Source organism: Marivirga sp. (assembly GCF_051117495.1).
GTDB lineage: Bacteria > Bacteroidota > Bacteroidia > Cytophagales > Cyclobacteriaceae > Marivirga.
This window is the reverse complement of the sequence record NZ_JBNPEF010000005.1, coordinates 103,121-125,472: the sequence shown is the minus strand read 5'-3', so window position 1 is coordinate 125,472 and position 22,352 is coordinate 103,121. Positions and strand designations below refer to the sequence as shown.

Below are 22,352 nucleotides of genomic sequence, written 5' to 3'. Positions count from 1 at the left end.
TCAATGGTATTTGTGCCATTAACTGTTTGATACAATAATATTACTGTTTTAGGATATGAAATCAAAATTTTATCAGGAGAGGAAGGTGATGTAGGAAGCTTTTGTAGTCTCGGCAGGAATCGAATGCCGATTACCTCGGCACAGGCTCTGCATCTAAAATTTAGGAAACTTTGTGGTCTCGGCAGGAATCGAACCTGCATCTAAAGTTTAGGAAACTTCTATTCTATCCATTGAACTACGAGACCAATGTTGCTTAAAAATAAAGCTGTAAAGCTAAATTAGTAATAAGTGTTTTTCAAGTAATTTGGGAAAATTGTGAAATGCTTGGCCTCTACCAACTTTCTCAATTTATTCTTTAGCTCCTCAATATTATCCTTATTGGTGGCCGAAATGAAAACCACGTCATTTTGCTCTTTATTCCAATAAGTGTTTTTCAAGTTTTTGATTTTTTCCTCCACACTCAACTCTTCTTCCTCTTCCAATAAATCTACCTTATTAAAAACCAATAAGGTAGGCTTATCACTTGCGTCTATATCCGCTAAAGTTTGATTCACCACACTAATGTGGTCATCTAAAGTCGGATGGCTAACATCCACTACATGAATCAATATATCTGCCTCACTAATTTCATCCAAAGTAGATTTAAAAGATTCAATTAAGTGGGTAGGTAATTTTCTTATAAACCCTACTGTATCGGATAAAAGAAAAGGAATATCTTCAAAATTAACTTTACGGACAGTGGAATCCACAGTGGCAAACAATTTATTCTCAGCTAGAATATCAGATTTTGAAAGTCGGGTCATTAAAGTGGATTTCCCCACATTGGTATAGCCCACTATAGCTACCCTTACGATTTTCCCACGGGATTTCCTTTGAGTTCTACTTTGCTTTTCAATTTTGGCCAGCTTTTCCTTCAACTTGGTAATAGTGTTGCGGATCATCCTTTTATCAGTTTCGATCTCTTTCTCACCAGCACCACCACGTGTTGCAGTTCCACCTCGCTGTCTTTCCAAGTGAGTCCACATACGAGTTAAACGAGGCAATAAGTATTGATTTCTGGCTAATTCTACCTGGGTTTTAGCTTGTGCAGTTTGCGCTCTGCTCAAGAAGATATCTAAAATCAATAAACTTCTATCATAAATTTTAACGTCTAATTCCTTCTCTAAATTTCTGAGTTGAGAAGGGGTCAAATCATCATCAAATACCACCCAATCCGCATTTTCCGCTTTCACATAAGCACTGATCTCCTCTAATTTACCTTTCCCTACAAAGCTGCGCACATCAGGCTTTTCCAATCTTTGAGTAAACCTCTTGATGGTGTTGGCGCCTAAAGTAGAAGTCAGGAAAGCCAATTCATCTAGATACTCATTGACTTTCTCTTCGTTTTGATTTTGCGTGATAATGGCCACCAAAACGGCTTTTTTCTCATTATTTTCTTCTGCAGAATTATTTTGCATATATTTTTTTCGAGTTCTTATTTATGATTACGCATAAAATAAATTATTGATATTATTTTTAACGCACTCATTTTTGATGACCCTTTATTCTATTTTAATTCATCTAAATAAAGGGCGACTGCTTCTATTTCAGATGCTGAAAGTTCGTTTTCATAAGCCGGCATAACACCTTTTCCTTTTTTAATCCACGCTACCCTTTCAGATAAATTAAGTTTGCTTTCCGTTAAATCAGGAGATTTAAAAAGCCCTTTCTTACCATCTTTTCCATGACATTTTTTACATTCTGACAAATAAACCTCTTTTCCGGTCTTGAGTATATCGGAGGTTTCGCCCTCTATGACTACTTCCTGAGCATTTTGAGCCGGACTATCATCCGCCACAGCCACAGTTTCTTCTTTTGAGAAAGTTAAACTTCCCACCTCAGAAACTCCATAAATATAAAAAGTCAATAATAATGCGATTATAGCCATAGCTTTATTTTCTTTCTTAAACGCAACTATTCCTATGGGGATAATGATCAATACTATCACCAATTTCACCCATAAATAAGTGGGAGCTGCAGCCCCATATAATGATAATAAATAACCTCCGGTTGCCAACATTAAGACCCCAAGAATAGGATCTATCATTTTAAATTTCCTGACCTTGGCCAGAAGCTCATTTTTATTAATCAATAATAATACAGTCTTAAATAATAAGAATAATAAAAATAAAGTGACCACTAAAACGTGGGTGTGAAGCATTCCAATTTCCATATCTATTGTTTTTTGTACAAAAATAAGAAAGGCTATGGGAATAATTTAATTTTGTCCATTATATTTGAATTTTATAGGTATTTTAAAGTAAAATAGTGCAAACTAATCTGTATTAAACTATTACCTGTCGAAATCTCCCCACCTAAAAAGAACCATAACTGTTATTATTAGTAAATTTGTTAGAATGAAAGTTGCTATCACTTTAAATACCTCATGGAACATCTACAACTTCAGGATGTCACTCGTTCAAGCTTTAATTAAAGACGGACATGAGGTAGTGGCCATTGCTCCCCATGATGAATATACCGTGAAACTTGTAGAAGCAGGTTGTGAGTTTGAGGATGTGACCATGGACAGTCGTGGTGCAAACCCGGTTCGAGACACAGGATTAACATTCGAATTACTTAATATTTATAAAAGGGTCAGGCCCGATATCATTTTACATTATACTATTAAGCCAAATATCTATGGAACCCTTGCCGCTGCAATTTTAGGCATTCCGGTAATTAACAATGTAAGCGGTTTAGGTACTATATTTTTAAATGACGATTGGATTTCTAAAATTGCTTTAAGCCTTTATAGGTTCTCATTTAGATTTCCTAAAAAAGTATTTTTCCAGAATCATGAAGACTATCAACTTTTCATGGATAAGAGATTGATTCAAAGAAATATTTGTGAGGTAATACCTGGCTCAGGAATTGATTTAGATGAATTCACTCCTCACCCTCCTCAAGAAAAGATTGAAGGGGAAGCATTCGAATTCCTGATGATTTCCAGATTAATTATCGATAAAGGAATCAGGGAGTATGTTGCAGCCGCGGCTATTTTACAAGAAAGGGGAATGAATGCAAAATTCAATTTATTGGGGAAATTAGATGAATTACATTCAAGAGGAATCTCTTCAGAAGAATTGAATGACTGGATAGCCGAAGGCTATATCAATTATTTGGGCAGCACAGATGATGTTCGCCCATTTATCAATAAGGCAGATTGTGTGGTCTTGCCAAGTTATAGAGAAGGAACCCCAAGAACTTTATTGGAAGCGGCTGCCAGTGCTAAACCTATAGTGGCCTCTAATGTGCCGGGCTGTAACAATATAGTGGATCACAGATTAAACGGCATTCTTTGTAAAGTAAAGGACGAAGAAGATTTAGCTCTGAAAATGAAGGAAATATATTATATGGCTCCTGAACTTCGTCATGAAATGGGTTTAAGAGGAAGAGAAATAGTGGAAAGAAGGTTTGACCATAAATTAGTGATTGAGCGATATTTAAAGGCCATTGATCAAAATGGCAATCTAAAACCCGAACTTAAGCCTGTTTATGTAAATAATTAAGAAGCAATTCCATTATATTATTGTCTTTTGCTTAATTGGTTATATTTTTACACTTAGTGAATAAAACTATCAGAAATTTCTACCTGTACCCAATTTGTATTCTTGCACTTGCGCTTGTTATGAGCGGATGTAAGGTGTACAAACAGAATATTATTCTCCAATCTGAATCAGATATTAAATCCGAGAATTTCAAAGAAGAGGTCTCAAAAATTGAGGGCGCTTACAAAATCCAAGCCGGAGATAAAATCAATATTGAAGTATATACCAACAAAGGTGAAAGAGTAATTGACCCCAATTTAGAACTGAATGCTATTACTGGTGGAGGCGGAGCTGGCGGTGGCCGATTTATGCCAGACAAAGAATTCGAAGTGCTGCCGAATGGAACTGCCATTTTACCACTTCTAGGTGAAACCAAAATTGAAGGCTATTCAATTGCAGGGCTTCAAGAAAAATTAAAAGAAGAATATTCAGAATACTATATTCAGCCTTACGTGCGGGTCAGACCCTTAAATAGAAGGGTTGTGGTTTTAGGTGCAATGGGCGGACAGGTTATTCCACTTGAAAATGAAAAAATGACTGTTTTGGAAATACTGGCACTTTCGGGTGGATTAAATAGAGATTCCAAAGGAAGAAATATCCGTTTGATAAGAGGCCCTTTGGACGATCCTTCAGTTCAAGTAATCAATTTGGCCACCATTGAGGGTATGCAAAAAGCCAATCTTCAAGTTTTACCGAATGACATTATTTATGTGGAGCCAATTAGAAGGATATTTACTGAATCGGTAAGGGATATTGCACCAGTAATTGGGGTTGTCACCAATGTGGTGACATTATTTATTGTGATTGAAAACTTAAGGTAGGCAAGAGCAATGAGCGACCAAAAAACACGATATCAAAGAAATCTGGAAGGAAAGACTTCTCATAAACCCCAGAACCAAGAGACTGAAGTAGTAGATTTTTTCAAGTTAAAAACCATCCTCAAAAAGAATTTACCTTGGGCTTTTTTGCTCATTGCTATAGCTGTTTTCGTGGCTTTCCTATATGTTCGATACACCAATGTTAAATTTCAATCCTATGCCGAATTAAAACTTAATAAAAGAAGTGAAGCCAGTGTTTTTGGTTTTAATCCATTAAAAGAGGAAAGCTCCAATCTCAATACCTTATCAGGAGAAGTAGAATTGATACGTTCTAAACTCTTTTTAAAACAGGTTATTGACAAATTGCCATTGGACGTTTCTTACCATGTAATTGGCAGGTTCAAAAATGAAGAAAGGTACAGATTTACTCCTTTTACAGTAACCTATGAGGAATCATGCGCTGCTTATGGTCAGAAATTTTATGTGGATATAATCAATAAAGAAACTTTTAAAATATCGACTAGCCCAGATGGAGAGAATTGGACTACCCACAAATTTGGAAAATATTTCACGCTAAATGGATGTAGCTACAAGCTTGAAACTACCTCCCATTTTTTCAGTACGGAAAAATTATTTTTCAGTATTTCCACACCGGAAAGTTTGATTAATTATGTTGAATCCAACCTTTCGGTAGCGCCAGAGAATTTGAATGCAAACACTATAAAAATCACTTTTGCCGATTACAATCCCTACAAAGTGCAAGCCATAGTTGAAAAAATTAGTGAACTCTATACAGAATACAGCAAAGAACAAAAAAACAGGGCTAACCAGCTTAAAATTGAGTTTTTAAATAAGCAATTAGGTCAAACAGAAAATGAACTATCTAATTATGAAACTTATATCGAAGACTTTACAATAAAAAACAAAACGGTCAATCCATCTGAAGATGTTAACAGATTGATTTCAGAAATGGTGAAAATGGATTCCATTTTATATGGAATCAATTATCAATTAGGTGAGGTTAAAAATATCCAGTCCCAACTTGAAAAAGATACGCTAAGCTTTGATAAAATCAATCACTTAGTATTGCCTGCCAATATGCAACCCTTGTTCGAAGAATTCTCAGAACTCAATCAAGAATACCAATTAGCCAAAACCCGATATAAAATGGAAAGTCAGGTTTTGCAACAACGGAAAATAGAAATCAATACTTTAAAAGACAGGATCAATAATTACCTGAGCAATAAATTGGAAATCCTGCAAGAAAGAAAAGAGAATATTTTATATAGAAAACGTGAAATTGAAAGAAAATTCAGCGAACTACCTGCCAAAACAAATGAACTTAACCAGAAAATGAGATTTTACTCCTTATATGAGGAACTTTATCTCTCTTTAATGCAAAAGAAAACAGAATTTGAAATTGCACAAGCAGGTACACTTTCCGAAGTTGATATTTTAACACCGGCCAACTTACCCAAAAGTCCAATCGGACCTTCTACCAATTTGATATACATAGGTTCCTTTGCTGTTGGATTTATATTGAGCTTTATTTTTATTGGCTTTAGATACCTGATTTATGATGAAATCAATAGTATTCACGAACTTGAAAGGCTAACGAATATTCCAATTATTGCAAAAATTAGCAGGTTAAAGCGCTATGTGGCGAAGAAAAGTGGTGTAATCGTTTCTGAAAAACCAAGATCGCAAATTAGTGAGGCTTTTAGAACCCTTAGAACCAGCCTGGATTTTATTGGGATTAAAGATGGTAAAAAAGTAATCTCCATTAGCTCAACTACCAGCGGGGAAGGGAAAACATTTATTTCCGTTAATTTGGCCGCTATTCTTGCCATGTCTAGTAAAAAGGTAATTATTTTAGATTTGGACATGAGAAAGCCAAGGGCTCAATACGCTTTCAACCTAGATCAAAATGAAATGGGAGTCAGCTCTATTCTAAGTGGTGGTATTCATTGGAAAGAATGTATCAATAATACCAAAACGGAGAATTTACATTTCATCCCATCGGGGATAATCCCACCAAACCCGGCTGAATTATTGGAAAGCAATTATTTTGACCAATTACTAAAGGAATTAAAGGCAGAATATGATATTATTCTCTTAGATACTCCTCCTATTGGTTTGGTATCTGATGGAATTATTGCCCTTAAAAAATCTGACCATTCTTTATTTGTGATAAGAGCTGATTATTCCAAAAGATCATTTATTGATGATTTACATAGAAGTCTAAATCTCAACAATATCCAGAATATCTCTATCATATTTAATTCTGTAAGGAAAGAGAACAAAGGCTATGGATATTATCAAGATTACTATAACGACAATAACAGCAAATCCATCTCTACGCTGAAAAGGCTTTTCAATATTTGATGAGGCAAAAAACGGTTTTAATTACAGGTGCTACCGGTTTATTGGGGAAGCAAATTTTACTCGAATTATTAGCGCGAAACTATAAGATTTTCGCTATCAAAAGGGCTGCTTCGATTATTCCAATTAACTCAGAAAATATTCATTGGTTTGAAATAAAATCATTTGAAGACAACTTATTCCAACAAATTCCAGCGCAAATTGATTTTGTGATTCACGCTGGGGCTTTGGTTTCCTATAAAAAATCAGATAGAGAAAGAATTTTCGAAATCAATACCGATTGGACAACCCAATTAGCTTCCCATGCCATGGAAGCAGGAGTCAAAAAATTTATCTTTATAAGCAGTATTGCCGCTTTAGGGAAGAAATCCACTGACCATTTTATTGATGAATATACACCAATATCAGAAAGTGAATTTCTGACCAATTACGGAAAAAGCAAAAGGAAGGCAGAAGAGAGTCTATGGAAACTTTCGAAAGAAGGTTTGCCTATCATTATTTTTAATCCTTCGGTTATCATTGGCCCTGCAAAGCGCTACCAAAGCAGTGCGCAACTTTTTGCTTATGTCAGTGATCAAAAGCCTTTCTACACAAAAGGATTGATCAATTATATTGATGTAAGGGATGTAGCGAAAATTATAGTCGAAAGCATAGGGAATAAAATTATAAATGAGCAATATATTCTCAATAATTCAGCCATTAGTTATCATGAATTTTTTAAAACAATTGCTAAACAGCTAAATCTTAAAGCTCCAAGCATTGGAGTTCCTAAATTCCTGGTGATTTTTGGAGCCATAATGGAAAATATGATGAGTAAAATTAGCGGGAAACCGGTTACACTTACTATGGAAACCGCTAAAATGGCAGGGAATCAAAATATTTATAAGGCCGAAAAAGCTAAGCATACATTTAATATCACTTATAAGTCATTAGAAGAGTCTGTTGAATGGACGGTAAGTGAAATGCAAAAATTTCGGGAATTATAAACTTTAAAAATTAATTCAACGTTGCTTGATTTTCACTTATTAATAAGTAAATTTATTTAATACTACTTTGAAATATTTACCACATATGTCAAAGTTTGTGCATGCCTGAGTAGAAAGGTGTTCACAGATTTGAAAGCCCTAAAAATTTTAAAAGGGAAACAAAGCGGTAAATATTATGAGAAAGTAGCAAAAACCACTTATTCAGTATTTATGAGCGAATTTTTCAGAAACAGAAAAGACGAAGAAAAAGAGTTGATTAAAAAATTCGAGAATCATATTCAGGGCAAAGATTTCCACTTTTTTGATGTGGAGGAACTTGAAAAAGTGGTTGAATTGTATTTGGACAATGACAAATTCATGAAGGCGCTTAAAGCCAGTGAATTTGCTGTAGAACAATTTCCCTTTTCAGTTGAGCTTTTGATTCTCAATGCACATGTTTTGGCCAGTAACAGCAAATACGATAGCGCTTTGCAAATCTTGGAACGAGCCGAAAATATTCAACCCAATGATGTTGATTTATTGTTGACCAAAGCTAATGTACTCACCATTTCCAATCGAAATAAGGAAGCCATTGAATGTTTGGAAAAAGCTTTGACTTTTGCGGAAGAAAAAGATGAAGTTTTATTTCAAATGGGCATGGCTTATCAGCAATTGGGCAAATACGAAGAGGCTATTAAAAATTATAAAGGGGTTTTAGAGGAAAATATTGACCATGAAAGTGCCATTTATGAATTGGCCTACTGTTTGGATGTAACCGACCAACTGGAGGGAAGCATTGCCTACTATGAGAAATTCATTGATGCTGATCCTTATTCTTACCATGCTTGGTATAATTTGGGTGTAGTGCTCCATAAATTGGGCAAATACGAAAAAGCTATAGAAGCTTATGAATTTGCAGTCGCAATAGATGAGAATTTTGCTTCTGCTTATTTTAATATGGGGAATACCTATTCTGCTTTAGAGAAAAACAATAAATCTTTAGATGCATTTTCCCAAACTTTAAGAATTGAGGGGCCTAGTGCTGAAGTATTTTGCAGAATGGCGGAAATATATGATAAATTAGGTCAAGCTGATCTGGCCGTAAAATATTTTCATAAAGCTGTGAAATTTGATTCACTTTATGATGAAGCTTATTTTGGCATGGCACTTTGCCTTATTCAACAGGAAAAATGGATAGAAGCAGTACACTATTCCAAAAAAGCTATAAAAATTAATAAACATGAATCTAAATACTGGCAAGCACTTGCCAATGCGGAATATCAATTAGGAAATCAAAACTCAGCTGTAGATGCTTATGAAGAAGCAGTAGCCCTTGATCCAGAGGAAGTTAGTCTATTTTTAGATTGGTCTTTTATCTATTACGAATCAGGGGAATTAGAAGTAGCCATCAATATCATTAAGGAAGGAATGGAGGATAATCCTGATGCTCCAGAGCTTTATTATAGAATGACGGCTTACCTAATTGAATACGGTAAATACAAAGAAGCCTTTATCTTTCTGGAAAATGCATTAGTTTTGGACTTTGAAATGCATACGGTGCTTTATGAATTCTTCCCAAGGGTAGAAACTCAGAAAGCATTGTTCAAAATAATAGACCAATTCAGAAAAGATAACCATTAAAACATGAACTACGAATTAAAAGACATCCCTGAAAGACCAGCCAAACCAAGAGATGTAGGATTTACCATGGCCATGGACAAAGGCCTTAGCTTAAGAGAGGTGGAAGACTTTATCGATAGCAGTGGTGAATATACCGATATAGTGAAATTAGGATGGGCTACTTCTTATATAACCACCAACTTGAAAGATAAATTAGCGCTTTACAAAGAAGCCGGTATCCCTACCTACTTTGGCGGAACCTTATTTGAGGCTTTTGTAATCCGTGATCAATTTGAGGATTACCGCAAATTATTGGATAAATATGACATGCCATTTGCAGAAGTTTCAGATGGTTCTATTGAATTACCTCATGATTTGAAATGTGAATATATAAGCAAACTTTCAGATCAAGTGACGGTGCTTTCAGAGGTAGGCTCAAAGGATGCTGAGAAAATTATTCCACCATACCAATGGATAGAGCTCATGCAAACCGAATTGGATGCTGGCGCTTGGAAAGTGATAGGTGAATCAAGAGAAGCTGGGAATGTAGGCCTATTCCGTGCAAGCGGTGAGGTTCGCTCTGGTTTAGTACAGGAAATTTTGACTAAAATTCCTTTTGAAAAGATAATCTGGGAAGCACCTCAAAAAGCTCAGCAAGTTTATTTCATTAAATTAGTAGGTGCCAATGTAAACCTAGGAAATATTGCCCCTAATGAAATAATCCCTTTAGAAACCATTCGTTTAGGTTTGAGAGGTGATACTTTCCATCATTTTTTAAATAATAAAGATTTACTTTAAAAACAGATTTAATGCGGTCGATTAAAGAATATTTTGTTTTGCTACTAAAAGGCATTGCAATGGGTAGTGCAGATGTAGTGCCCGGTGTTTCTGGAGGCACTATTGCCTTTATAACAGGGATTTATGACGAATTGCTAAATAGCATCAAATCAGTTGATGCCACAGCATTTAGATTATTATTTCAATTAAAATTCAAGGAATTTTGGAGCCATATAAATGGCTCTTTTCTTATTACACTAGTGATGGGAATAGCCATAAGTATCATCAGTTTAGCAAAGTTGATTAGCTTTCTGTTGAGTACTTATCCCGTTTTAGTCTGGTCATTTTTCTTTGGATTAATCATTATATCTGCCGTTTTAGTGGCCAGGGATATTGAAAAGAAGGATTGGAAAGCCATAATTGCCGGATTTGCTGGAATTGCAATTGCCTATTTTATTACTTCCGCATCACCGGCTCAAACTCCAGAGGCCTGGTGGTTTTTATTAATTTCAGGTGCAATAGCAATTTGCGCCATGATTTTACCGGGGATTTCGGGAGCTTTTATCCTTCTGATCTTGGGGAAATATAAATACATTATTGAAGCGGTTGAAACAGTAGATATTGGCACATTGGCAATTTTCGCTATTGGCTGTATCATCGGATTATTAAGTTTTGCCAGATTGATATCTTGGTTTTTGAGAAACTTTCAGTCCATAACAGTTGCTGTATTGGCTGGCTTTATGGTTGGCTCCTTAAATAAAGTTTGGCCATGGAAGGTGGTGGATACATTTCGCATAAATAGCAAAGGGGAACAAGTGCCTTTATTCGATCATAATGTTTTGCCCCAAGTATTTCTAAATGAAACTGGACAAGATCCGCAACTGATGGAAGCACTTTTGATGGCTAGTTTGGGGATTTTCATCGTAGTGGCTATAGAGAAAATTGCTTCCATGCTGAATGTGAAAAAAGCAAGTGAATGAAAACTTACGGATTAATCGGTTACCCGCTTGAACATTCCTTTTCTGGTAAGTATTTTGCTGAAAAATTCAAAAAGGAAAATATTCAGAATTGTGAGTATCGATTATTTCCAATTGAAAATATTCAGGACTTTGAAAATTTAAAACAGCAGAATATTGCTGGATTAAATGTTACAATTCCCTATAAAGAACAAATTATTCCATATTTAGATGAATTGGATGAACATGCTAAAGCCATTGGGGCTGTAAATGTGATTCAATTCAATAATGGCAAAAGCAAGGGCTTTAATTCTGATTACTATGGATTTAAAGATTCCCTTTTAAGTTTCTTACCCACAGAATTTAACTCAAAAGCATTGATTTTAGGTACAGGTGGCGCATCCAAAGCCATCAAAAAAGTACTGATCGATTTATCAATTCCATTTAAAGTAGCTTCCAGAAAAGAAGGTTTTGATTTCACTTATGATGAATTAAACTCAAAACCTGAAGTTCTTTCTGACTACCATTTAATCATTAATACCACCCCTTTGGGCACCTACCCAAAAGTGGAAGAAAAGCCTGATTTACCATATCAAGCTTTGACAGAAAATCATTTTTTATATGACTTAGTTTACAATCCTTCTGAAACCGCTTTTATGAAAGCAGGATCAGCAAAAGGGGCAAAGACTATCAATGGATTGGAAATGTTGGTAGGTCAGGCTGAGAAGTCTTGGGAGATATGGAATAGAAAATGACTTCTTAAGACTTCAGAAATGCAGTCCCTCTCTTGTCCAAGCGTCTCGCTTGGATCAATAATTAGCTAAGAGTACAAATAATTACAGTCATAAGAAAAATCTTAGCGAGACGCTAAGACTAGGGGAAGTTTTATATTGAATCATGTCAAGGAACTTGTAAAATCTGTGAAGTAATCCTATTTATATGATTTGGTAAACTAATATTTTAGCTAAATCTATTCAAATAGCTCTTCATCTCTTCTTGAATTTTTTTGGCTTTTTCACCGGCTACATGAGCAAAATCTTCACCCGAAGAAGCATAAATAATCCCTCTAGAAGAATTTACTAACAATCCTCCATTTTCATTCAATCCATATTTTGAAAGCTCTTCTAAATCACCACCTTGAGCTCCCACACCTGGCACAAGTAAAAAGTGGTTGGGAACTGATTTCCGAATCTCCTGAAATTCTTTGGAACGAGTGGCTCCTACTACATACATCAAGTTTTCTTCGGTCCCCCATTTTTGAGATACCTGCAATACTTTTTGATAGACTTTCTCACCTGATTTTAATTCTTCAAACTGAAAATCCCTTCCGCCTTCATTAGAAGTTAAAGCTAACAATATCACCCATTTATCTTCAAACTCTAAGAATGGCTCTACCGAATCGCTACCCATATAGGGTGCCACAGTAATGGAGTCAAAATTCATTTGCTCAAAAAATGCCTTTGCATACATTTTGGAAGTATTGCCAATATCACCTCTTTTAGCATCTGCTATGGTAAAAACATCTTTTGGTAGGTATTCTATGGTTTTCTGTAAGCTTTCCCAACCTTTTAGACCCATAGCCTCATAAAAAGCAATATTGGGTTTGTATGCCACAGCATAATCAATAGTAGCATCAATAATCTGCTTATTGAATTCAAAGATTGGGTCTTTTTCCTTCAATAAATGCTGTGGAATTTTATTGATATCCGTATCCAAACCCACACAAAGATAGCTTGATTTGGATTTGATTTGATGGGAAAGTTCTTGGTAGTTCATGGTTTAAAAAAGGATAGCAAATAAAATCGACCGATTTTTACGAGTTAAATCCCGGTCGGTGTGCCACCGACCATGGAGACAGTTTTCCCCGGTCGGTGGCACACCGACCATTCTGATCTCTGTATAAACCTGTCGGGTTTCAAATTAATTTTAACTACTTTATTATCTAAAATCCAAAACTTCAATATCAGGATAATCCGATGGATTGAATACAAAATCATCAGCAGTTAAAGTATCATCCACTTTAAAGTTGGTAACTTCATAATTAAAGATATTACCCGCCCTATCAAAAATCGTCCATTTATCAAGCAAGTTGGTTTTCTTATCTATTTTCAACCTGATTTTATAAAAAGACTCATCTTTATCTTCTGGAACTAAATCAATTACATGATATTGTGCATTGCCTTCTCCCGCCATGTATAAATATTTATAGCCTTCTTGATAAGCTTTATAAATTTTGCTTGGGTTCATCTCTCCAGCTTCCTGATCGTAATCATTAATGGTGACCTCATTGGCGTCTCTTAAGTAAGTCCAAACCGTTTCATTGTTATTTACTATTAATTGACCAGCCACATCTGCTTTAAATTTATCACCACTCACCACAATTTCGCCTTTGAAAGTGTCCGTTATATCTTCCATTTTATTTTCAAGCGTTTGTGTGAAAGTCGCTGTGAAACCTGGTATGTTGCTATACTTAGCACTCATTTTATCCAAAATTTCTTTGGCCTTTGGGTCATTTTGTGCAAATGCTGAGATGCTATAAATTAATAGCATCATGATTATTGTGATTTTTCTCATCTCTTATCTTTTCTTTTTCTTAATGATTGTTATCGATATTGTTCAATAATTGTTCCAAACTATATTCGTCAGGAATTAATACTTCTCTAGCCTTGCTTCCTTCGAAAGCACCGACCACACCCGCAGCTTCCAATTGGTCAATTAATCTGCCTGCTCTATTATAACCCAATTTTAATTTCCTTTGAATCAAGGAAGTACTCCCTTGTTGATGCAAAACAATCAATTTGGCCGCTTCATCAAATAAAGCATCCCTTTCTGATAAATCCACCTCTCCTACTTTGCTATCATCATCATCTCCTGCAAATTCCGGTAATTGATAGGCTTGCTCATATCCTCTTTGGTTACCAATAAACTCCACCACTTCATCAATCTCAGGTGTGTCAATAAACGGGCATTGTAAACGGATCAAATCAGATCCTTGTGAAAGCAACATATCTCCCATGCCAACTAATTGCTCAGACCCACCGGTATCCAAAATGGTTCGGGAATCTATTTTTGAGGTTACCCTGAAGGATAATCGAGCAGGGAAGTTGGCTTTTATAATACCTGTAATTACATTAACAGATGGACGCTGAGTAGCTATAATTAAATGAATTCCAATAGCCCTGGCCAATTGAGCAAGTCTTGCAATAGGGGTTTCCACCTCTTTACCCGCAGTCATCATCAAATCGGCCAGCTCATCTATCACCAATACTATATAAGGTAAGAATCTATGCCCTTTTTCAGGATTTAATTTTCTATTGACAAATTTGGTGTTGTATTCCTTTAAATTTCTACAACCTGCATCCTTTAATAAATCATAGCGATTATCCATTTCGATACAAAGTGAGTTTAAAGTGTTGACCACTTTTTTAGTATCGGTAATAATAGGCTCTTCAGTTCCAGGCAAGGTTGCTAAAAAGTGTCTTTCCAGCTTATTAAAAAGGGTTAATTCCACTTTTTTAGGATCTACCAAAACAAATTTCAATTGTGAAGGATGCTTTTTATAGATCAAAGAGGCCAGCATTACATTTAGGCCGACTGATTTACCTTGTCCGGTTGCACCTGCCATCAATAAGTGTGGCATTTTGGCTAAATCCGCTATAAAGACGTCATTACTTATGGTTTTCCCCATGATGATGGGTAATTCCTTATCGCTCTTGAGGAATTTATCCGTTGCCAATACCGATTTCATGCTGACCATCTCTCGGTTTTTGTTCGGCACTTCAATACCAATCGTTCCTTTACCAGGTATTGGGGCAATAATCCTAATTCCTAAAGCCGCTAAACTTAAAGCAATATCATCTTCCAAATTCTTGATTTTGGAAATTTTGACCCCAGCTTCGGGAACTATCTCGTAAAGTGTTACTGTAGGGCCAATAGTAGCTTTAATACTTTGGATTTTGATTTTGAAATTTGTCAAGGTTTCCAAAATCTTATCCTTATTGGCTTCAAGTTCTTCTTGAGTAACTTTTACTTTACCCGAATCATGATCGGCCAAAAGATCTAAAGTCGGGTATTTATAAGAGGACAAATCTAAAGTCGGGTCATAGTTTTCTACCTTTTTGCCGAGCTTTTCATCAAACGAGGATTCCTCCACCTCAATCTCTTGCTTTTCTTCTTCTATTGGAGGCTCTTCTTGAATCACTTTATTTTCGAGCGTATTCTCTACCTCCATGGTAAGCTCTTCCTGAGGTGGTGCTTTTTTAGGTTTTTGATCTGAAACCGTCCAAGTGCTGGAGTCATCAAAGGATTCTTCAGTTACTTCTTCCTCAATTTCTTCCTTTGCTGTCAAATCTTCCTCCATTTCATCATTTGATTTTTCTTCAGAAAAACTCACTTTCTCCTCTTTTAATTCATCTGTTTCATCCGCTTTGGATTGAAATGAAAGCAGGGAAGTCACATTGAAATAAAAAATCGTGAAAATTAATAAAGAAAGAATTAAAACCAGATAGGTTCCCCAACCAAAAAGACTATTAAAAAGGACGGCTAATTCATATCCAATTCCTCCACACAAAAAGGAGAAGGCTGTGATTTTCCCTGATTCAAATACCATAAAGCCTAAAAGTAAACTGAACCAGAATAAGAAAAACAGCATGAAAGTAAATGCACTCTTAATAGAGAAAATTACTTTATTGAAGGTGATGCGATAACCCGCTAAAAATAAAAAAGGAGGGATTAGAAAAGCAGCTAATCCAAACCATTTGAAAATAAAGTAATAGGCGGATTGTGCTCCAAGAAGCCCAAGCCAATTATCCATTTCAGCCCCGGAAGCCTTAACTCCCGTATCAGAAACAGATTGTAAAACGCTCATATCGGCTTTGCCTGTGAATAAATAGGAAACAAAGGCAGTAAATAAAAAAATAGAGGCTGTTAAAAGAAAAAAACCGAAAGCAAGATGCAGTCTTCTATCCTTCAAGAACCCAAATTCAAAATTGAGCTTTTTTGATTTCTTTTCTTCAGTTCCCTTTTTAAAAGTATTGGATTTATAAGTGTTCTTTGCCATAAATAATGCTTCCTAAGCATACGTAAAAATGCATAAATTCAATTTAACCGCAAAATACAAATCTTCATTTAGAATTATTGCTATTAGTGGGGAATAATCAAAGCCCCCTTTTTAATTTCCTCCTAATGGGGAAAATGCATGTATTATCCTTTGCATTTTAATTTGACTTAAGTGTTAATGGAAATGGTGATAAAACCTATTTTTTTCTAGTGATTTAAATCGCACTTTGGTTTAAACGTCTCGCTTAGACTTTCAATATAAGATCGGGATTAAATTTTGTCAACTGATTCGATCTCTATCGAATTTGTCAATTGTCTATTTAAAAGAAAGAATTGAGAAAATGAGATTTAAGAAAAAATAGCTCAAATCTATACAGACTTGAGCTATTTCATAAAGGGTGGAAGATGGGACTCGAACCCACGACCTCCTGAACCACAATCAGGCGTTCTAACCAACTGAACTACAACCACCATTTTGAGCTCACAAAGGTAAGAAGGAAATATGAATTCAGAAAAGCAAATGATGAAAATTATTTTGACTCAAATGATGAAAATATGCTAAGCAAAAAGCTAAAACTCGTTTTTACTCTCCTCTCTATTCAGTCAATTTATTAACCTCGGCCCATACTAAATCTGCCTCAAAGCCTTTCTGCAATAGATATCGCACCGCCTTTTGCTTTTTTACATATAAATTAGGGTCTTTAATGGTTCTCCATTTTTTTTCTAAAAGATTTACAATGGTGTTCTGATAATCTTCTTCATCTATTTCTTTCATTCCTTTTTTAATACAGTAATCAGAAATTTTCTTTTGCTCTAAACCTTGCTTAATCTTAATTCTCCCCCATTTCTTTAGATTAAAATGGCCCCGTACATAGCTTTGTGCAAAACGCTCTTCATTAATAAAATCTTCTGAAATCAACCAGGCAATTACTTCCTCAACTTCATCTCCATATAAACCCCATTCGTATAGTTTATCCCTTACTTGTTGTTGGCTTCTTTCTTGCAAAGAACAATACTTAGCCCCTCTGGCTTTTCCTTCCTTAACGGTATAGATGAGTTGTTTTGCCATAAATTTAACTTTCGCTTAATAATTGATAAGCTTTTACAAATTTTGAAATTATAGGATGAATTATTTTAAGACCTTAGATCAATTCCTTTAAAACTGAATTCGACTATAAATCCTCATATCTTCAAAGCGTCATTTCGAAAATTATCAGAAATCTAAATATGCATTTTGAAGAAGTTACTTCTATTAATAAAACTCAGTTTTTAAAATGTAAAACTAAAAATGCTCAGCCAGAATCTCCAATAAGGCATTGATGTTTTGAGAATCATTGTAAACATGAGGGGAGATTCTAATCACATTTCCTCTAGCAGATAAATGGATATCATGTGCCTTCAAGTCATCCATAAGATTAGATAAATTCACATTTTCCGGAACGAATAAACCGTATAAATGAGCACTTACGAATTCATCATCATCTTTTTCAATATTTTTTTCTTCCAAATAGCTTCTTAAAGGCCTAAGTAAATCAAAACAATATGTTTGAATATTATGGGGACCCCATTTAAGAATTTGTTCTAGTGCTGATTTAATCATAGGCAAAGCAATAAAATTACTAAATTCACCTACATTATAGCGCATTGCACCTCCAGCAAAATCTTCAGGATAGGCGGTGAGTTTGCTAAAATCATGTCCATCCTTTCTGGTCATCCAAGAATATTCAATGGGTTCACCCTCATTAAATTTCTCACTGTAATAAGCTAATCCCGTGGAATATGGACCTAAAAGCCATTTGTAAGAGGCACAAATCAGTGCATCAATCTTGAATTTTTCAACATCCATAGGCAAAGCTCCAACTGATTGCGTCCCATCTACTATAAAATAAGTGTTGGTAGCACGACATTTTTCACCTATTGCTTGTAAATCAAATTTCAATCCTTCCATCCAATGAATGGAGGACATCACTACAACTGCTGTTTCCTCATTAATGCTAGATATAATTTTCTCCGTCCAAGCCTGCGTTCTCCCTTTTATAATTCTGGGTGGCTTTATTACTTTCAAATCAGCATTATGCTCTTTACAAAATTTTCTTAGAGTTAAATGATCACTTGGAAATTCTTCATTTACGGTAATGGCATGCTGACCATTTTTTACGGCCACATTCCGAATAGCATTCATCAAACCGTAAGAGGCAGAAGGGATGAAGGCAATTTGTTGTGCTGAAGCATTAATTAATTCCCCAAACAGGTTTTTAACCTCCTCTGCAGGCTCAAAAAAATCATTTTCCTTGATAGAAGTAGGGTTGGTTTTTCGTTTTACCCCATCAATTCCAGCTTGTTCAACTGCTTTCAAATTAGGAGACATATAAGCCCCATTCAGATAATGAATCTCATCCGGAAGGTCAAAAAGTTGTTTTTGGTTTTGCATATTGAAAGTTACAAAAAAAGAAAAGAGTTAGCATTAGTACGTAGAATTTTGAGATGAATTTTTAATTTGGATAATTAATCAGTCTAACTTTATTAAATAATTACGCAATTATGTATTCTGAAAAACAAATAGCCCTATCATTTTTAAAAATGGTTGCATCTGGACAAGCTGAGGAAGCATTTAAAAATTATGTATCAGAAGATTTCAAACATCATAATCCCTACTTCAAAGGAGATGCGAAATCTTTGAAGAATGCCATGTTAGAAGATTCAGAAAACAATCCTAAAAAAGAACTTAAAATTTTACGCTCTTTAGCCGATGACGAATTTATAGCTGTGCATTCTCACGTAAAACAAAATCCCATAGATGCAGGCTTCGTTTTGGTTCACTTTTTCAAATTTAAAAATCAAGAAATTATTGAACTATGGGATTTAGGTCAGGAAATTCCAGATGAAATCATAAATGAAAACGGGATGCTATAATATCTAGACCTTTAATACCTCATCTTCTTTTTTCAAACACCTCTTAGCTAAGATTAATAATACAATAGCCAATACAAATAATAATCCGGCAATTATGGAAATACTGTAAATCCCCTTTTCGAAATTCTGAAAGGCCAATACAAATAATGAGCTAAGCGTCACTACAAACATGAAAAACATCGGGATTAATAAAAAGCCAGCTTTCTTGCCTGATTTTATCATCCAAACCGCGACAGCTAATAATGCTAAAGCTGCCAGCAATTGATTGGCAGATCCGAAAATTGGCCAAAGAGTTGTGAATTCTCCGGATAGTAAGAAAAGTGAAGATAAAATCACCACAACAGTGGTTGATAAAAATCTATTTTGAGTTATGCTCCGAACTTTTTGATTTTCAGTTTCCTCAAAAAATTCTTGAAAAGTAAATCTCGCTAAACGAGTGCAAGTATCCAAAGTAGTTAAGGCAAATGCAGAAATAGTAAGTGCCACAAAATTTATGGCCAGGCCTTCTTCTATTCCTAAAGAAGAAATTACAAAACCCATTCCATCGGCAAACATATTGACAGGACCATCCACGGATAAACTATTTGCGTAATCCGCCCTGCTAATGACCATAACAGCACAAACAGAAATAATGGCCAAAAATGATTCAATCAACATTCCGCCATAGCCCACTACTTTTGCATCGGTTTCTTTATTAATTTGCTTGGAAGTAGTGCCCGATGCCACTAAAGAATGAAAACCACTAATGGCTCCACAGGCTACCGTAATAAATAACACAGGAAATAAATAACCGATATCCTCACTCTTGAAAATAATATTGTTATCCATTTTCACCTCTGGGTTAGCCACAAAAACACCAACTAAAGCCAGAAGAATTAAGCCATAAAGCAAAAAACTACTTAAATAATCTCTGGGTTGAAGCAAAACAGACATGGGCGTAACCGAGGCCACAAAAGCATAAGCCAATAATAATCCTACCCAGAAAACATAATTTAATTCAAATGGGATACTATTTCCTAGAATCACAAAATAATACATCAAAAATACCCCTATAATGGAAATCCAAAGGAAAGCAGACTTTTTGTGGGCTAATTTTTTATTGAAAAAACCAAAAACAACTGCTAGCAAAATAAACAAAGCAGAGGTTGAAGCTACTCCAGGATTTTTCACAAAAGTTTTGGCAATGATATCTGCAAAAACAGCTATGATAAGGATTAAGGTTGAAAAACTAAAAATTAAAAAAAGTCTTTTGCCACTTCTACCAATATATTGATTAATGATAACGCCTATGGATTTACCTTTATGGCGCAAAGAAGCAACCATGCTACCCACATCATGCACAGCACCAATAAAAATTCCGCCCACTAAAATCCAAATCACCGCAGGAATCCATCCAAAGGTAACGGCTATAATGGGACCAACTATGGGCCCGGCACCAGCTATGGATGCAAAATGATGACCCAAAACTACTAGCTTATTCGATGGCACATAATCCACACCATCTGCATGAGCATGAGCAGGAGTGGGTTTATCATTTTTAATATCAAATTTTTTAGTGATAAACCGACCATAAGTGAAATATGCACTTATTAAAACAATAGCAGATAAAAGCAGTAGCAGTGGTAAACTCATATAGATATTATTTATTGACTCTTAACAAAATAATATTAGTAACAAATTTTAAATAATGAAAGTATGTTCGTACTTTTGCCCTGCAAATAATCACAGCTAATTATTTGCATTATGAGCTTAGACACATCCAAATTCGTTTACGAGGCTTTAACATACGATGACGTATTATTGCTTCCTGGATATTCAGAAGTATTACCGCGAGAAACTGACACTTCCACAAAATTAACTAGAAATATAACGCTTAACATTCCTTTGGTTTCCTCTGCTATGGATACCGTAACGGAACATCATTTAGCTATTGCCATTGCATTAGAAGGTGGTCTTGGATTTATTCATAAAAACATGACCATTGAGCAACAAGCCATGGAAGTTAGAAAAGTGAAGCGTTCCCAAAGTGGGATGATTTTAGATCCTATTACTTTACATATAGAAAGCACAGTAGGAGATGCCCTTAAAATCATGAGGGAAAATAAAATCGGTGGAATTCCGGTTGTAGATTCCAACAAGAAATTATTAGGTATAGTAACCAATCGTGATTTAAGATTCCAGAAAGACAGCAAAGTATCAGTAGAAAAAGTAATGACCAGCGGAAAGCTGATTACTGCTGAAGAAGGAATTAATTTAGAAGGCGCTGAAGAAGTATTGCAAGAACATAAAATCGAAAAACTGCCGATCATTAATAAGTCGGGGATTTTGATGGGATTGATTACTTATAAAGATATTCTAAAGAAAAGAGATAAACCCAATGCCTGCAAAGATGAATTCGGAAGACTAAGAGTAGGCGCTGCCGTTGGAGTGACAGGAGACATTGAAGAGAGAATAGATGCCTTAGTGAAGGCCGGAGTGGACGTGGTAACAATTGATACTGCCCACGGACATAGCAAAGGAGTGATTGATACCGCAGCCCGAATCAAAAAGGCTTATCCTGATTTGGAATTGATAGTAGGAAATATTGCCACGCCAGAAGCGGCCAAAGCTTTGGTGGAAGCAGGAGCTGATGCGGTAAAAGTGGGTGTTGGCCCAGGAAGTATTTGTACCACCAGAGTGGTAGCCGGAGTAGGTGCACCACAATTATCAGCCGTTTATGAAACTTATAAAGCCATAAAAGATACTGGAGTTCCGATTATTGCCGATGGCGGTATTCGTTTTTCAGGAGATATCGTGAAAGCTTTAGCTGGTGGAGCTGATAGCGTAATGATTGGTTCGCTTTTAGCAGGAACTGAAGAAGCACCAGGCGAAATGATTTTATTCGAAGGAAGAAAATTCAAATCTTACCGAGGCATGGGTTCTGTAGAAGCCATGAATATGGGAAGTAAAGACCGTTACTTCCAGGATGCCGAAGATGATATCAAAAAATTGGTTCCTGAAGGCATTACAGGTAGAGTTCCTTTTAAAGGATTGGTTTCGGAAGTATTGCACCAAATGATAGGCGGACTAAAAGCTGGTATGGGATATTGCGGAGCAGGAAACCTTGAGCAATTGAAAGAAGCGAAATTCGTAAAAATCACTGCTGCCGGTGTTGCTGAAAGTCATCCACATGATGTGCATGTAACGAGAGAAGCTCCGAATTATAGTAGAAAATAGAGATTAGATTTTAGAACTTAGAGTTTAGACTTAAGAATAGATAAAATAGCGTTGGGAAAC

At 35.5% G+C, this 22,352-nt stretch carries 18 protein-coding genes and 2 tRNA genes; 10 read left to right on the top strand and 10 right to left on the bottom strand.

Annotated features, from left to right (window positions below):
- Positions 1-173: 173 nt before the first annotated feature.
- The 3 genes from ACFE0M_RS04160 to ACFE0M_RS04150 form a co-directional block, all read right to left on the bottom strand.
- Positions 174-245 (bottom strand) — tRNA-Arg (locus tag ACFE0M_RS04160).
- A gap of 33 nt (positions 246-278) precedes the next feature.
- A complete protein-coding gene (hflX, locus tag ACFE0M_RS04155) occupies positions 279-1,457 on the bottom strand; it encodes a GTPase HflX (RefSeq protein WP_434544483.1) in 1,179 nt (392 codons plus the stop codon).
- 89 nt (positions 1,458-1,546) lie between these two features.
- Positions 1,547-2,212, bottom strand: coding sequence for a c-type cytochrome (locus tag ACFE0M_RS04150; protein ID WP_434544482.1), 666 nt, complete (start codon positions 2,210-2,212; stop codon positions 1,547-1,549).
- A 184-nt stretch (positions 2,213-2,396) separates the two neighbouring features.
- Here ACFE0M_RS04150 and ACFE0M_RS04145 point away from each other — a divergent pair, with 184 nt between their 5' ends.
- The 8 genes from ACFE0M_RS04145 to ACFE0M_RS04110 all read left to right on the top strand — a co-directional run bounded on the left by ACFE0M_RS04145 (position 2,397) and on the right by ACFE0M_RS04110 (position 11,860).
- Positions 2,397-3,548 carry a glycosyltransferase family 4 protein gene (locus ACFE0M_RS04145; RefSeq protein ID WP_434544481.1) on the top strand — a complete coding sequence of 384 codons (1,152 nt, stop codon included), beginning with the start codon at positions 2,397-2,399 and terminating at the stop codon, positions 3,546-3,548.
- Between the two features lie 119 nt (positions 3,549-3,667).
- Positions 3,668-4,408 (top strand): polysaccharide biosynthesis/export family protein, encoded by a 741-nt coding sequence (locus ACFE0M_RS04140; RefSeq protein ID WP_434544480.1) that lies wholly within the window; start codon positions 3,668-3,670, stop codon positions 4,406-4,408.
- A gap of 9 nt (positions 4,409-4,417) precedes the next feature.
- Entirely contained in the window at positions 4,418-6,790 is a 2,373-nt protein-coding gene (locus ACFE0M_RS04135) for a GumC family protein (RefSeq protein ID WP_434544479.1), read from the top strand.
- Positions 6,790-7,773 carry an NAD-dependent epimerase/dehydratase family protein gene (locus ACFE0M_RS04130; RefSeq protein WP_434544478.1) on the top strand — a complete coding sequence of 328 codons (984 nt, stop codon included), beginning with the start codon at positions 6,790-6,792 and terminating at the stop codon, positions 7,771-7,773. Before ACFE0M_RS04135 ends, ACFE0M_RS04130 begins: the two co-directional genes overlap by 1 nt.
- A 129-nt stretch (positions 7,774-7,902) precedes the next feature.
- Complete coding sequence (locus ACFE0M_RS04125; protein WP_434544477.1) at positions 7,903-9,393, top strand: tetratricopeptide repeat protein; 1,491 nt, start codon at positions 7,903-7,905, stop codon at positions 9,391-9,393.
- 3 nt (positions 9,394-9,396) lie between these two features.
- Positions 9,397-10,170 (top strand): phosphosulfolactate synthase, encoded by a 774-nt coding sequence (locus ACFE0M_RS04120; RefSeq protein ID WP_434544476.1) that lies wholly within the window; start codon positions 9,397-9,399, stop codon positions 10,168-10,170.
- An 11-nt stretch (positions 10,171-10,181) separates the two neighbouring features.
- The gene (locus ACFE0M_RS04115) at positions 10,182-11,129 is read left to right on the top strand and encodes a DUF368 domain-containing protein (protein WP_434544475.1); all 948 of its coding nucleotides are present in this window, start codon (positions 10,182-10,184) and stop codon (positions 11,127-11,129) included.
- A complete protein-coding gene (locus ACFE0M_RS04110) occupies positions 11,126-11,860 on the top strand; it encodes a shikimate dehydrogenase family protein (RefSeq protein WP_434544474.1) in 735 nt (244 codons plus the stop codon). Before ACFE0M_RS04115 ends, ACFE0M_RS04110 begins: the two co-directional genes overlap by 4 nt.
- 205 nt (positions 11,861-12,065) lie before the next feature.
- Here the strand turns inward: ACFE0M_RS04110 and pyrF are convergent, their stop codons facing one another.
- The 6 genes from pyrF to ACFE0M_RS04080 all read right to left on the bottom strand — a co-directional run bounded on the left by pyrF (position 12,066) and on the right by ACFE0M_RS04080 (position 18,594).
- Positions 12,066-12,881, bottom strand: coding sequence for an orotidine-5'-phosphate decarboxylase (gene pyrF, locus ACFE0M_RS04105; RefSeq protein ID WP_434544473.1), 816 nt, complete (start codon positions 12,879-12,881; stop codon positions 12,066-12,068).
- Between the two features lie 162 nt (positions 12,882-13,043).
- Positions 13,044-13,658: a LolA family protein gene (locus ACFE0M_RS04100; protein ID WP_434544472.1), complete on the bottom strand. Its 615-nt coding sequence runs from the start codon at positions 13,656-13,658 to the stop codon at positions 13,044-13,046.
- 40 nt (positions 13,659-13,698) lie between these two features.
- Positions 13,699-16,164: a DNA translocase FtsK 4TM domain-containing protein gene (locus tag ACFE0M_RS04095; RefSeq protein WP_434544471.1), complete on the bottom strand. Its 2,466-nt coding sequence runs from the start codon at positions 16,162-16,164 to the stop codon at positions 13,699-13,701.
- Positions 16,165-16,559: 395 nt separating this feature from the next.
- Positions 16,560-16,635: transfer RNA gene (locus ACFE0M_RS04090), tRNA-His, on the bottom strand.
- 123 nt (positions 16,636-16,758) lie between these two features.
- Positions 16,759-17,232: a regulatory protein RecX gene (locus tag ACFE0M_RS04085; protein WP_434544470.1), complete on the bottom strand. Its 474-nt coding sequence runs from the start codon at positions 17,230-17,232 to the stop codon at positions 16,759-16,761.
- 213 nt (positions 17,233-17,445) lie between these two features.
- Positions 17,446-18,594: an aminotransferase class V-fold PLP-dependent enzyme gene (locus tag ACFE0M_RS04080; RefSeq protein ID WP_434544469.1), complete on the bottom strand. Its 1,149-nt coding sequence runs from the start codon at positions 18,592-18,594 to the stop codon at positions 17,446-17,448.
- Between the two features lie 110 nt (positions 18,595-18,704).
- Between ACFE0M_RS04080 and ACFE0M_RS04075 the strand changes: the two genes are divergently transcribed.
- Positions 18,705-19,076, top strand: coding sequence for a nuclear transport factor 2 family protein (locus ACFE0M_RS04075; RefSeq protein WP_434544467.1), 372 nt, complete (start codon positions 18,705-18,707; stop codon positions 19,074-19,076).
- 3 nt (positions 19,077-19,079) lie between these two features.
- On the opposite strand, the gene ACFE0M_RS04070 is transcribed toward ACFE0M_RS04075, so the two are convergent.
- On the bottom strand, positions 19,080-20,708 hold the full coding sequence (locus ACFE0M_RS04070; protein ID WP_434544466.1) for a carbon starvation CstA family protein: 1,629 nt from the start codon (positions 20,706-20,708) through the stop codon (positions 19,080-19,082).
- 111 nt (positions 20,709-20,819) lie between these two features.
- Between ACFE0M_RS04070 and guaB the strand changes: the two genes are divergently transcribed.
- Positions 20,820-22,292, top strand: coding sequence for an IMP dehydrogenase (gene guaB, locus ACFE0M_RS04065; RefSeq protein WP_434544465.1), 1,473 nt, complete (start codon positions 20,820-20,822; stop codon positions 22,290-22,292).
- Positions 22,293-22,352: the final 60 nt, after the last annotated feature.